This window comes from Autumnicola patrickiae (assembly GCF_031846525.1).
In the GTDB taxonomy this organism is placed as follows: Bacteria; Bacteroidota; Bacteroidia; order Flavobacteriales; family Flavobacteriaceae; genus Autumnicola; species Autumnicola patrickiae.
This window is the reverse complement of the sequence record NZ_JAVRHM010000017.1, coordinates 98,072-111,890: the sequence shown is the minus strand read 5'-3', so window position 1 is coordinate 111,890 and position 13,819 is coordinate 98,072. Positions and strand designations below refer to the sequence as shown.

Below are 13,819 nucleotides of genomic sequence, written 5' to 3'. Positions count from 1 at the left end.
CTGGGGTGAATGGATAAAACCTTCGTACTTCCTGTACCAGCATTTCTGTCAGATTCTCTTTCCCTGTCTGTATTTCTTTTTTGTATTGTGGATATTGATGTAAAGCAAGGGCAGTAAAAGTAATGTAGGTAGCTATGGCTACGGTGGGCCTTAATACATTGATCAGTTCTACTGCTGCAACCTGTGTGTCCAACAATTTGCCATCAAGCTCACGGTGAAAAGCAATTGAGTGGGCGGCAGTACCCTTTTCTACATGAATTTTGCCGTTACGGATTTCCTTAATAAGGTTACCAATCCACTTTTCAGCTCTTTTCCTCGCCTGCTTTCCTCGCCAGTGCCTTGGACCGATGGCTCCGAAGGCATCTACCATAGCCCCAAGATCCTTTGCTCTTTGTTGCACTTCTTCTTCGCGCAGCGGCACGCCCGACCACGAACAGACTGCACGACAGAGTAGCGCCTGTACTTCGTTAAATAATATTATTTGCTCTTCTTTCTCCCATTTACTAATGTATTTTTTCCAGTAGCTTTTTTGAATTTCCAGGAACCTCCGAAGGCTATCCGGTTTCATCAAAGACATAAACATTTCTTTTCTTTGCCTGTGTGCTGAATTATCCAGTGTCTGGACGCCCTTCTGGCCGAATAATGTTTTTTGCACTCTTTTAGGAGCAGCGTCTTTTCGCTGAAACTTTTCAGTGTCATAGAAAACCTCCGCGGCTTCTTTTCCACTCATGCAGATCGTTTCCTTTAACATCAAACGGGTTCTAAAAATATCGGACCAAAGCTTTTGACGCTTTTTCTGAATAAATTCATAGCCGTCACGAAGTAGCGTCAAACTACTATCGATGTTTTTGTCTTTCGGAATAGTTCTCATGCTCTTTACATTTTTAAAATATTTATTTTATTTTTTAGACCATAAACTTAAACTTAATACAAACTGATTTAAGTCTTATGAAATGATTAAAAACTGCCTAATCCGATTTTACAATTAAATTAAGGCCGTTAAATATGCAACGCTCTGTCTTCGGTGGCTGCCAGACAGGCCTCTTTAAAGGTTTCTGAAAAAGTTGGGTGCCCGTGGGACATCCTTGCAACATCTTCGGCAGATGCCCTGAATTCCATCGCTACCACCGCTTCGGTATAGCTGTCTGCAATGCGTGGCCCTATCATATGCACTCCCAATATCTCATCAGTTTCTTTATCTGCGATTACTTTTATGAAGCCGTCGGTGTCCATACTTATTTTCGCCCTTGCGTTGGCCTTAAAAGGAAAAGAGCCTGTTTTAATACTTCTTCCTGCTTCTTTCAATTCTTCTTCGGTTAAGCCTACCCCGGCCACTTCGGGCTGGGTATAAACAATATTAGGAATAAGCGAATAATTGATATGTGGCTTTTGATCTGCTATCCTTTCGGCTACAAAAACGCCCTCTTCACTGGCTTTATGGGCAAGCATTGCCCCTCGGATTACATCCCCAATGGCATATACACCCTTGACATTGGTTTCAAGGTTCTCATTTACCGTTACCTGTCCTTTCTCATTGGTTTCCACGCCAATGTTTTCAAGGCCTAAATTGGCGGTGTACGGTTTCCGGCCAATGGCCATAAGGCAATAGTCGCCTTCTAAATTCATTTCTTTTTTATCGGACAGGTTTTCCGCTTTCAATTCAACTTTGTTGTCCGTTGCTGTTGCATTGGTCACTTTATGTTCCAAATAAAACTCAATTCCCTGTTTTCTTAGGGAACGATGCAATTGATGTCCCAGTGCGCCATCCATAGTGGCGATGAGGCTATCAAAATATTCCACAATAGACACCTTAGAGCCCAGGCGGGCGAAAACAGAACCTATCTCAACCCCGATAACGCCTCCACCAACGACCAATAAATGGTCGGGAATTTCCTGTAGGGCAAGGGCTTGGGTGGAAGAGATTATCCTTTTTTTATCGATTTTAATATTGGGCAAGGAAGCGGGTTTGGACCCTGTGGCAATGATAATTTTATCGGTTTCTATAGTTTCCGTTTTAGCTTCGGCCTTAATCTCAATCGTGTTTTTGTCCTTGATGGTGCCGTGGCCTTCATAGACGGTAACTTTGTTCTTTTTCATCAGATACCCAACGCCATTGATGATTTCCTGTACCACATCCTGAACCCTTTGGTTCATTTTTTTGATATCGACATTGGCTTCTTTTACATCAATCCCAAAATTTTCGAATTGATGTTTGAGTTTGTAATAATGCTCAGAGGCTTCAAGCCAGGCTTTTGACGGGATACAGCCCACGTTAAGGCAGGTGCCGCCAAGCGTGCTGTACCTTTCAATAATGGCTACTTTTAATCCTAATTGGGCGCAACGTATAGCGCTTACATACCCGCCAGGGCCAGAGCCTATTATAGTTACATCGAATTTTTCCATATTCGTATATTTTTAAATTAAATAAGGTGGGGGGAAACCTTAAGCTGACCATTGGGCGTAAGGGTTCAATTTTAAGGCACTCCCACCTATTATTTTTTATTACAATTTTTACATACCCCTTTTAATACCAGGTTCAAATCGTTTACTTCATAATCGTCTGGCAAGATATCTTCCGATATTTTATTCGGTAAACAGCTTGTTTTTCCACATTTGGTACAATAAAAGTGCATATGTAAATCTGTACCGTATTTACCTCTGGCCTTTTTATCGGAAATCGCAAATTTTGCCACTCCGGTCCCATCATTAATCTGATGAATTAGCCTTTTATCTTCAAAAGTTTTTAGGTTTCGATAAAAGGTAGTTCTGTTTGCCGTTTTGTTTTCTTCGCTTTTAGCGATAAAGACTTTTTGCATTTCGTTTAAACTTACTGCATAGGTCTTCCTCTGGAGGTATTTGTAAATTTTCAACCTCATTTCAGTAGGGCGTATCCCTTTGGACAATAATGTTTTTTCTGTTTTTGTTGTCATTAAAGTCATTCAAAAATCAATTATACTCCAAGCGGTGCAATACTATGTCTAGCCATCTTTTATTCAATTTTAAAATTGCGCATCATCCCCATATCTTCGTGTTCTAGATTATGGCAATGGTATAAAAAGAGGCCTTTAAAATCTTCAAAGCGCATAATTAGTTTAACACTCATACCTGGCATTAACAGAACCGTATCCTGCCAACCCTCATCTATAAATCCATCCTTAACCGAATTCCAAATCCTGCTGTCAACCCCGGAAACGTCCCTTTCCAGAATATTAAATTGTAAATGATGAATATGGAAAGGGTGTGGCATTTGCATTCCCCCGCCCATCATTCCTCTGTCTCTTTCCATTTCTCCACGGTCACGCCTCCAACCTCTTTCTCCCATCATTCTACCACCGCTGTTTACAATTTCCCAAACTTCGGTAGTGTTGAGCTTTACGGTTTCTTCATCGGTAAACCCCGTCATTTCCCAAGTCCGGCCATTGATAGTCCATTGCATTCGCCTCATAAAAAAACGGAAAGTCCTTGGGTTGTTCCTATTAACGGCAGTGGCAGGATCGAGTTTATTGAATACTGCAAGTTTTTGTGGGAGCTGGAAGTTGTTGTTCCCTGCTTTATCGATGAAAATTTTCAAAATTTCATATTCACCACCCAGGGGAAGGTTGTTTCGACCCCTGCCCATCATCCCAGGAGAGAACGACAAACTCTTCAAAACCATTTGTGAGCCTTTTGGCCTGTTCTTTAAATCGAGCCATACATCGATTCTTTCCGCAACGCCCAACATTACATAAGGTTTAGATTTAGGACTATCGAGTAAACTACCATCCTTGCCTATGATAACAAGTGGGGTACCGTCTTCCCACGCTAGTTTATAAAAACGTGAATTGGAGCCGTTTAGAAAGCGTAGTCTATAGGCACACCCACTTTTAAGTGAAAGTTTCCTATCCGGATTCCCATTGACAAGGATACGGTTGCCCAAAAAACCATTCATCCTATCCATACGTCCACGGTTGAGATATACCAGTTGATTATTGCCATCGAACTGGCGATCTTGCAGTATAACGGGAACATCGTATTCGCCTGATGGCAATTTCAACCGTTGTTCTTCATCGTCCGTAACAATAAAAAGCCCTGCAAGACCATTATATACCTGTGGCCCGGTACGTCCGTGGGGATGTGGGTGGAACCAATAGGTGCCGGCACGGTTCATTATTTCAAATTCATACACATAAGTTTCACCATTAGCTATTACATCTTTAGGATGGCCATCATCTTCTTCTGGAACGTGCATACCGTGCCAATGCACAATACTTTCTTCAGGTAATTGATTGGTAAAGCGAACCCTTATTTTCTGTCCTTTTCGTACTCTTATTATAGGTCCCAAATAGCTCTTCCCTAATTTTTGTACTGCTGTTTTGTCTCCGCCAAGAACGTTTCCTTCAAACATCCAAACCTTGGTTGTATTTCCTTGAAACAATTGAATATCTGTTTCTTTGGCTGTCAATTCTAAGTCTAAATCTGCTTGAAAATAGGGATTGACGGTGTTTTTCTTTTCTGAAGCAAAACCGTTACAGGAATTCAACAATGGCCAGGTAATAACAACAGTTGCTCCAAGGCTACCAAGCTTAATGAAGTTCCTTCTACCTATTTTGTTCTTTTCCATAATTTTTCAATTTCTAATTAACAAATTACCCAAATCGTCAGATTTATTCGATTAGTTTAAGTCATTGCTTTTCATTTTTATTTTCATCATTCTCCTCCATTTTACATTGGCACTTTCCATCTTCATTTTTACACTCACATTCACACTTCATCCCTTTTTCTTTTTTCATTGTAGCCATTCTCTCTTTCATCTTCTTGGACATCGCGGTGTCCTTTTCCATCATTCCCATTCTCATTTCGGGATTGTTAATAATGGCCGTCATAACCCGTTCCCTTTTTTCAGGGTTCTTTAAAATTTTGTCTGTGTTTTGTGCATTGCTCTGAAAGCTCATCATAAAAGCCACCAAAACCATTAGAATACCTGCATTTTTAATCTGTTTCATAATATCTGTTTTTAAATGTTTATTAATTTTCTGTTTAAGCCTCAATCCATTTTTTTGCAGTAAGGGAATCCTTACTTTCAAAATATCTGATATGTGCTCTAGAAAAGGGCATTAAGAGCTTAGTGAATTCTTCTTGATATTTAGAAGAACCTACAATCGCAACCTTCTCAAGGTGTTTCTCTTTTTCAAGGTTCTGAAAATAATCTATTTCAAACACCTCTGGTGTGCAGCCCTGGCAATCCTTTATTTCAAAATAACAACGGACATCTTTAGCAGAATTTATTTGTCTGTTCAGCTCCAAAAAAAAGTTCTCGCAGTCATTGGGGTCAAGCACACCTTTAGCAATAAGGAAGAGGGTATTGTTTTTTTTTGTTATTGTCATCATTTTATTTTTTTTGAATTTGTAATACCTTAAAGTCATCGTGAATCTGCACCTTCATTGCCACACTTTACACATATCCCTTGTACGATCAAATTGATGTTTTCTGCCTTAAAACCTTGGGGTAAGTTGATTTGGGGTATTTTATGGTCTGTGAGACAAATTGTTTCATCACATTTATTACAGTGAAAATGCAAATGAAGGTCATTGCCCACTTCGCATTGACAATCTTCATCACAAAGGGCATATTTTACAAAGCCAGTACCGTCTTCGATGGCGTGTACCAATTTGTTTTCCTCAAATGTTTTCATAGTACGAAAAAGGGTGCTACGCTCTGAACTTTTAAAATGCTTTTCGAGTTCTCCCAAACTTATTGCTACTTCCATTTTTGATAAATGTTTGTAGGTCAACAGGCGCATAGCAGTAGGTTTAACGCCCTTTTCTTCCAGTTTTTTTACTATGTCTTCCATTTTTACATCAGGTTTTATAAGTCATACCTCTTGAGAGATTCACCAGTTTTGATTTTAAAGGCATCGTCTATACTGGTTATATAAATTATTCCGTCCCCCTTTTCAGGAGATTTACCGTTTTCGGTTATAATATCTATAGCCTTCTGAGCCTCTTCGTTCTGGCAGACAAGTTCCAATTTAATCACGGGACTGTCAGTTACGTGAAAATCGAGTGACGGTCTTGCACCTTTTGTCTTGAACGCTCCGGTCCCTTCGGCCTGTGATAGGGTCATACTTTTAAATCCGTTATCGCCAAGGGCTTCAATGACTCTTTGTATCCTGTTCGGTTTTACAAATGCTTTTATTTCTTTCATTTTTTTAGTCTTTTTAGGTATTTAATAGATATTGCAAAGGGCAAAGAAGCAGTTGGCAAAGCACGAATGACTATAACAACTGTTCTTAGGCAGCTTTACAGTTAATCAGATTTAATCGTCATCTCCTGTTTCCCCTTTTTTCATCTCTGCTATCAGGTAATAGGCACTGTTCCACGCCACCTTTGCATCTTCAGGCAAAGGCTCCAATAACTTAATTTCTACCCAGCCTTCATTTTCTTCTCCTGTGATCACTTCCACCGGTTTAAACGACCATTCGGTTTTCCCATCTTCCTCGTGCTTTTCAGCGGTGAAGATGTAGGATTTTCCTTCTTCTTCAATAATGGCCTCCTCCGGTAAAGCCGTCACCTCCGTACCGGCGCCTGTAATAATCCTGCCGTTGATGTACATGCCCGGAACGAGCATATCTGCCTCTTCCTGTATCTCTGCATGTACATGAACAGCTTTAGGGTTCTGCTCAAATTTTTTACCTACTGAATATATTTCAGCGGTAAACGTCTTACCGGGTACTGATTCCATCAAAAGAGTTACCTTTTGCCCTTCTTTCACCTTGTAAACATCTTTGGCAAAAACCATCAGGTCGGCATGCACATGATCTGTATTGATGACTTCGAACATCTCGGTTTGAGGGTCTACATACTGTCCTACCTGTATTCTAACTTCCGTAATAGTGCCATCAATAGGATTTACCACTGGTACATACTCATAAATATCCCCACTTCTTATTTTCTCCACATTTAAGTTTAATTGTCTGAGCTGTGATTCAAGACCTTGTACTTCAGCTTTTTCAACCTGAAAATCTGATTTCGCCTGTTGAAACAATTTGCCTGAACCTATCTCTTCTTCGTAAAGTCTTTGTTGGCGATTAAATTCTTGCTCCAGGTTCTGCATACGGCTGTAAGCAGTAATATAACTAGTTTGTACCCTGGTAAGGTTGGGGTGGGAAAGGTAGGCCAGTACCTGTCCTTTTCTTACCTTATCTCCCTCAATTACTTTAATGGAAGTAACATTGGCTCCTAATATAGCCGTTACGGTAGCCGCATTCTGTGGTGGTACTTCCAGTCTGCCTGTAGCTTCCACTACCTCGGAAAGCGGCCGGGTGGGCAGGGTGTCTAATTTTATGCCCAGGCTATTAAACTTGAGCTCGGAGAGGTGAACCTCTCTCATTCCGCCTTCTTCTTCTTCCTCACCACCTTCTTCTACAGCCTGCTCTTCCTGAGCTACAGTTTCCCCTTCTTCGCCTCCTCCTCCATTACAGGCAAGAAAAAAAGTTGATACAATGATTAGGGTGAACAATTTTATAATGTAATTTTTCATTTTTTTATTCTTTAGCTATTAGTACCGATTTATTCTGAAGTGTTCATATAATATTCAAGTTGGGAGCGGCTGTCGAGATAACTTGCCAATGCCTCCCAGGCACCAATCTCTATTCGTACAGCATCCCTGATATTTTGTAGAAAAGTGACATAATCAATTGCTCCTTCTCTATACGCAATGATTGCTCCTTCCCGCTGTTCGATGGCTAATGGAAGCGCCTCCTCCTGATAATATCTCCACGAGTTAAGCCATTTAAGGTATTCCTCGCGCGCTCCGGTGTAAGCTGTTTTAAGCTCCAGTTGCGTTTGTTGTAGATTTGCATCAGCTATCTCACGATTTATCCTGGCAGATTGTGTCCTTCCCAACTCGGGCCCGAAGAACAAAGGAATGCTGATACCCACCTGATATTGATAAAAGCCTGTCTGCCCGTCGATTTTTTGTCTACCGTACTGCGCCTGGAATTTTGGAAGAAACTGCGCCCGCCTTTCCTTTAAAGTTGCATCAGCCACTTCTACCCGTTGCTCAAATACATCCAGGAGGGGATGATTGCCGAGAGGTTGTAGTAATTCGGAAATGGGCTCATCAAACTCTTCGGCAGGAACATTAGGTACCGTATAAAGTGTGTCACTGGCAAACCACAGGTTGAATCGCTGAAAAGCTTTAAGATAATCCCTGTATGCCTGCTCTTTTTGAATTTCAACCTCATTCCCTTGATTTACGGTGGCCAAATATTCCAACCTGGAGATCGTTTCTGTTTCCAGCCTTATTTGTGCAGCTCTTTCAATATCCGTAAATGAGGAGTCCAGACTCCGCAGTGTTTCATATGCATTTTTAGCAGCATACACCGATGCCCAGGCCTGACTTACCTCCAGCTCTACTTCAAGAATGGAAAGATCAAGGGCTTCTTCTGCCAGGGCCACTTTTTCTTTCTGCAACTTCAGGCGCGGGGCAATCCCGAAGATGTCGATATTTTGTTGCTTAATCCCGATTTGTGTATAAACACCGAGGTCAGCATTACTCGAACCGTCGCTAATTTCTTCTGCGCCGGTAAATAGCTGCGTATTACCAAGGTCCCAGGCCGTCTTTTTCAAGGCTTTCTGGCTTTCTATCTCCAGGGCAGCGGCTTTTATCCTCGGAAAAGCTTCTACAGCACGTTTTTTGGCCTCTTCTAAATTTAAGCTTTGTAGTGAATCCTGCTGCTGAACTGTCTCAGACTGCACCGGAATATTTTCCTGTAAAGAATTGTTTTCCTGTGCCCCTGCAGGGGTGCTAAAACCTAAAAGGCTTCCGACAGAAAGCAATGCCACCAATATTGCCGGTGCTGGTGCAAGGCCATTATTATTACTATTTCTTCTGTTTTTCATATTTTCTACTAATGTATAAAGTACAGGCAGTACCACCAAAGTGAGGAGGGTAGCTGTGAGCATACCTCCAATTACTACTGTAGCTAATGGCTGCTGCACCTCTGCTCCTGCTGATGTGGAAAAGGCCATAGGCATGAACCCTAAAATATCTGTTACCGCTGTAAGCATAATCGGCCTAATTCTTTCCTTGGTACCCATAAAAATCCGGTCTTTGATACTGGTTACGCCTTCTTCTTTTAATGAATTGAAGCGATTCACCAGCACAAGTCCGTTTAATACTGCAACTCCAAAGAGCACGATAAAACCTACACCTGCCGAAATACTGAACGGCATGTCCCGGAGCCAGAGGGCGAAAATACCCCCAATGGCAGCTAATGGGATGGCCATATAAATCATGATAGATTGCGAAAAAGATCCAAGTGCAAAATAAAGTAGTACAAAAATCAGGAAGAGGGCGATAGGAACAACAATGGAGAGTCGATTTTTTGCACTTTGAAGATTTTCAAATTCTCCACCATATTCAATGTAGTATCCCGGGGGTAAATCCAGTTCGGCATCCAGTTTTGCCTGGATGTCATTTACTACCGACTCCACATCGCGCCCCCGGGTATTCACCCCAACATAAGTTCTTCGATAGGTATTGTCACGTGATATCTGCATTGGTCCGGGCACATATCCTATATCGGCTATTTCATTGATAGGAATCTGTGTACCATTATCAAGGTCGATGTACAAAGTTCTTAGATCTTCAATACTCTGTCGATGTGCTTCGTCAAAGCGAACCACCAGGTCGAAACGCCTTTCTCCTTCAAAAACAACCCCGGCTACTCCGCCTGCAAATGCGGTACTTATATATTCATTGATTTTTTGAATATCCAGCCCATATTGAGCGAGTTTATCCCGGTTATAACGCACCGTCATTTGTGGCAGCCCTGACGTCCTCTCAGGGTTAACATCTCCGGCACCGGGTACCGTCTCAATAATTTCTGCCATTTCCTGAACTTTAGTAGAAAGAACTTCTAAATCTTCCCCATAGAGTTTTACGGCAATATCTTCTCTTACCCCTTCCAGAAGTTCATTAAACCTCAGCTCTACCGGCTGGGTGAAAACCAGGTTGACTCCTGTCAGGTTTTTATTGAGTAGGTCCTGGATTTGTTCAATGAGTCCTTCTTTGGTTTCAGCAGAAACCCATTTGTCACTGTCTTTTTCGAGTATCAAATACATATCTGCTATGTCCATAGGCATGGGATCAGTAGGAATATCGGCCACCCCAACACGGGCTGTTACGGTTTTAATTTCAGGGAAGTTTTCCAATAGCAAAGTTTCTATTTTCTTGGAAACTTCTATGGATTCAGTCAGCGAACTACCGGGCCTGATCAAAGCTTGCATGGCAATGTCACCTTCATCTAACTGCGGAATAAATTCTCCCCCCATCGTGGAAAAAACATAGCCTGCAGCCCCTAATAAAACGATAGATCCTATGATCACCGCTGCTCTGAGGCGGAGGGAAGCCTTTAATAGCGGAAGGTAGGCCCGGTGGATACCACCAATGATTTTATCACTAACTTTTTCCAGCCAGCGCTCTAACTTGCCATACCAGTTTTTCTTGTTTTGAATCGGCTTCATAAATAAGGCTGTCATCATAGGAACGTAGGTAAGGCACAAGATGATGGCACCTATCATTGCAAAACCAAAAGTGTAAGCCATTGGCTTGAACATTTTGCCTTCCACCCCGGTAAGGAATAAAATAGGTGCAAACACAATAAGGATAATAATTTGGCCAAAAAATGCTGACCCCATCATAGTGCTTCCAGAATCGTAAGCTACTTCATCCATTACAGCCTGATTAAACTTGGCTTTTCCGGCTTTAATCCTTTTATGGATTTCATAAACGGCACCTTCTATGATAATAACCGCACCGTCAATGATTATCCCGAAGTCGATGGCACCCAGGCTCATCAGGTTTGCCCAAACGCCAAACTGCTTCATCAGGATGAAGGCAAAAAGCAAGGATAAGGGAATTGTTGTGGCCGTAATAAGTCCCCCGCGCAAACTTCCCAATAGGAACACCAGAGCGAAAATTACGATCAATGCTCCTTCCAGCAGGTTTTTAGTCACAGTATCGGTTGTTCTGCCAATTAGCATACTTCTGTCAATGATGGGCCTGATTTCAAGTCCTTCCGGCAAGGATTCTTCTACCTCTGCCATCCTATCCTTTACATTCTGTATCACTGCATTAGGATTGGAACCTTTGAGCATCATAATAATACCCCCCACGGCTTCCTCTCCATCCTGGGTAAAAGCCCCATAACGCACCTGACTTCCGAAACTCACTTCTTCGGCTACATTCCCAATGGTAACAGGAGTGTTATTTTCATTGGTAACAACTATTTTTCTTATGTCGTCTAAGGACTGGATCAAGCCTTCTCCACGAATGAAATTGGACATTCTGTTCTTTTCTATATAGGCTCCACCGGTATTCACATTGTTTCTGTCTAAGGCCTCATAAACCTGAGAGATGCTTACATCCAGCGCATTTAATTTTTCCGGGTTGATGGCTACTTCATATTGCTTGATAGAGCCACCAAACGAATTGACTTCCACAACCCCTTCCAGCAAGGTTAATTGCCTTTTTACAATCCAGTCCTGAATACTGCGAAGCTCTACAGGAGTATAATCAGTGTCATAGCCAGGTTGCGGCTGAATTGTATATTCATAAATCTGGCCCAGCCCGGTAGAAATTGGACCCATCGATGGGCTGCCAAAGTTTTCCGGAATGGTTTCCTGCAGCTCGGTCAATTTTTCCTGAACCAGCTGCCGGGGCAAATAGGTACCCATATCATCTTCAAAGACGATAGTTACCACCGAAAGTCCGAAGCGGGAAACAGATCTTAATTCAGTCACTCCGGGAAGATTACCCATAGCCAGTTCGACCGGATAAGTGACAAACTGTTCAATGTCTTCAGTACCTAAACTTGGAGATTGGGTAATAACTTGAACCTGGTTATTTGTAATATCAGGAACCGATCCCAGATTCACGGTCATCATCGACCAGATTCCGGTTCCTATTAGAGCCAATGTTAGCAGGCCCACTATAAATTTATTATTTATAGAGAATGCTATGATTTTGTTAATCATATAAAGAAGGGTTTAATTCATTGAAACTTTTCAGTACGAATTTGCTGTGTGCAAAATCATATCGAATTAGAATTGACCTAAGAAGGTCTAAGAAGGATAAAGCTATAATTATCCTATGAAAACTGAATTAAACCTGTGGAGGCTGGAAAAAGGAGAGGGGGAAATTTTTTCCCAAACCATCAGAATAAAAGAATATTTCAGAAGAATAATCAAGTGATGGCACAAAAAATGGAATCACATCGACATTTACAATATTTACGTGACAACAACTACAAAGGCAAAAATTGATGCATACCGGCGGTTCGGTATTATCTGAATTATGATTTAACTGTGTTTGTAAGTCATTTTGAAAATCATATAAACTAACTTCACTATCATCACACGGCACAACATTGAGTACCAAAAAGTAAACGGATAATATGATAGTTAATATTTTCACCCTGCAAAGATAATAAAATTGTGATGCACAGATTGTGCAATGATATAATGAGTATGTTTTTAAAGTATATTCAATTATTTCAAATCTTGAAATAATCGCGAAAATCTATACAACAATGAACAAACAAAATACAATAATTATGTCCCCGATCATCCAATAGTTATTTTTGTTCCATTAGTAGTTCTTTGCTTTTATCAAACACTCCGCTTGTACATCTTCAGGAATAAGCCGATAATTATAAAAATCGAAAGTTCGGCTTACCAGGGAGTTCGCTTTTCTTTCGAAGTCAAATGGAGCATCACTATTCGCTGCTTTAGGTTCTTCCCCAGATTTTTAGATTTTCAATAATACATTAGGCCTGTTCAAAATACTTAAGAATTGTTGCACAAAGGGGGAACCAAATAGAATTTGATTCTATTTATTGTCTTTTAGTTTAAGATAATCATATATCTTTGCATTTACGAATAAAATCGGTGCAAAGGTTACCTATCCGGTTACCTGATTTTATTGAAACAGTGTAAGTGTCTGGTTATTAAAATATTGTCTAGTGGTAATTTAGTTCTGCCACCCCGACAAATCTTATAGCAAAAGGACACAAAACACTGTTAATCGCTTGATTTTCAGTGTTTTTTTTACTGATATCCAACGATATCATATGAAATAAATTAAAAAATTTCTTCATTTCCTTTTATAATAGATATTCCTATATCTATTTAGAAAATTAACAAATCATCTTTACTATTAAAACTTAAACCTTAAGATGCCTTAATAGCACATTTAAAAATCTAAAGAAAAAGAAGAATTAATTCTGGTTTGTGGGCCAGCTTGGTTTAAATGAGAATCTAAAGTAGTTCTGGTTCCCAAATTTATCTGGAAATTATTAAAATTCCCCCTAATACCCGCACCAATCTCAGACTTTAGAAAGAAAGGATCTAAAAGATATGTGGTCTTTTGGCTGTCGTTAGTAAAAGATTTTGAGACATATCTCCCAAAGTTATAAAGTGAAAAAGTTTTGTTCAAAGAATATTCAAAGAGAGCATCTATTCCAAGCTGTACATCTGGCTCTAAATGATTTAAATATGATTTTTGATGCACCAGTCCTGCTCCAAATTGAAAATGGATTTTGTCACTTTCATAGTAAATATAATTTCGGTTGTAAGATTTGTATCCCAGTGCAAGATTTTGCTCCTCCATTTTAAATTGATCAAATGAAAAGCGCTTTAAGAAAGATTTTTCAAGTTCGTTTTCGCTTTCAGAAATAGAAGAGGATGATGGATTTAGACTTTCTCCATCTTGTGCCTGAAGAGAAATGCCTAAGAAAAGGATTAAAAGATAAATGTATCCTTTCAAGAAAGTACT

At 40.5% G+C, this 13,819-nt stretch carries 12 protein-coding genes; all 12 read right to left on the bottom strand.

The genetic code is table 11. The annotated features are described in order from the left end of the window. The coding region (locus RM549_RS14475; protein WP_311686075.1) for a cytochrome P450 family protein at window positions 1-871 on the bottom strand (871 nt) is incomplete at its 3' end. 128 nt (window positions 872-999) lie between these two features. Beyond that, window positions 1,000-2,403: a dihydrolipoyl dehydrogenase gene (gene lpdA / locus RM549_RS14470; protein WP_311686072.1), complete on the bottom strand. Its 1,404-nt coding sequence runs from the start codon at window positions 2,401-2,403 to the stop codon at window positions 1,000-1,002. 89 nt (window positions 2,404-2,492) lie between these two features. Next, the gene (locus tag RM549_RS14465) at window positions 2,493-2,930 is read right to left on the bottom strand and encodes a Fur family transcriptional regulator (protein ID WP_311686071.1); all 438 of its coding nucleotides are present in this window, start codon (window positions 2,928-2,930) and stop codon (window positions 2,493-2,495) included. 59 nt (window positions 2,931-2,989) lie between these two features. Continuing rightward, complete coding sequence (locus RM549_RS14460) at window positions 2,990-4,600, bottom strand: multicopper oxidase family protein (protein ID WP_311686069.1); 1,611 nt, start codon at window positions 4,598-4,600, stop codon at window positions 2,990-2,992. A 61-nt stretch (window positions 4,601-4,661) separates the two neighbouring features. After that, window positions 4,662-4,982 (bottom strand): hypothetical protein, encoded by a 321-nt coding sequence (locus RM549_RS14455; protein ID WP_311686067.1) that lies wholly within the window; start codon window positions 4,980-4,982, stop codon window positions 4,662-4,664. A 34-nt stretch (window positions 4,983-5,016) separates the two neighbouring features. After that, window positions 5,017-5,403, bottom strand: coding sequence for a SpoIIAA family protein (locus RM549_RS14450; protein WP_311686064.1), 387 nt, complete (start codon window positions 5,401-5,403; stop codon window positions 5,017-5,019). After that, a complete protein-coding gene (locus RM549_RS14445; protein ID WP_311686062.1) occupies window positions 5,400-5,831 on the bottom strand; it encodes a Fur family transcriptional regulator in 432 nt (143 codons plus the stop codon). Before RM549_RS14445 ends, RM549_RS14450 begins: the two co-directional genes overlap by 4 nt. 14 nt (window positions 5,832-5,845) lie before the next feature. Continuing rightward, the gene (locus tag RM549_RS14440) at window positions 5,846-6,184 is read right to left on the bottom strand and encodes a P-II family nitrogen regulator (protein ID WP_311686060.1); all 339 of its coding nucleotides are present in this window, start codon (window positions 6,182-6,184) and stop codon (window positions 5,846-5,848) included. Between the two features lie 111 nt (window positions 6,185-6,295). Then, window positions 6,296-7,519, bottom strand: coding sequence for an efflux RND transporter periplasmic adaptor subunit (locus RM549_RS14435; RefSeq protein WP_311686058.1), 1,224 nt, complete (start codon window positions 7,517-7,519; stop codon window positions 6,296-6,298). Between the two features lie 29 nt (window positions 7,520-7,548). Continuing rightward, complete coding sequence (locus RM549_RS14430) at window positions 7,549-12,021, bottom strand: CusA/CzcA family heavy metal efflux RND transporter (protein ID WP_311686056.1); 4,473 nt, start codon at window positions 12,019-12,021, stop codon at window positions 7,549-7,551. A 127-nt stretch (window positions 12,022-12,148) separates the two neighbouring features. Continuing rightward, window positions 12,149-12,460, bottom strand: a complete 312-nt coding sequence (locus RM549_RS19535) for a DUF6660 family protein (RefSeq protein ID WP_431196088.1) — start codon at window positions 12,458-12,460, stop codon at window positions 12,149-12,151. A gap of 777 nt (window positions 12,461-13,237) precedes the next feature. Then, on the bottom strand, window positions 13,238-13,810 hold the full coding sequence (locus tag RM549_RS14425) for a hypothetical protein (RefSeq protein ID WP_311686054.1): 573 nt from the start codon (window positions 13,808-13,810) through the stop codon (window positions 13,238-13,240). Between the last annotated feature and the right edge of the window lie 9 nt (window positions 13,811-13,819).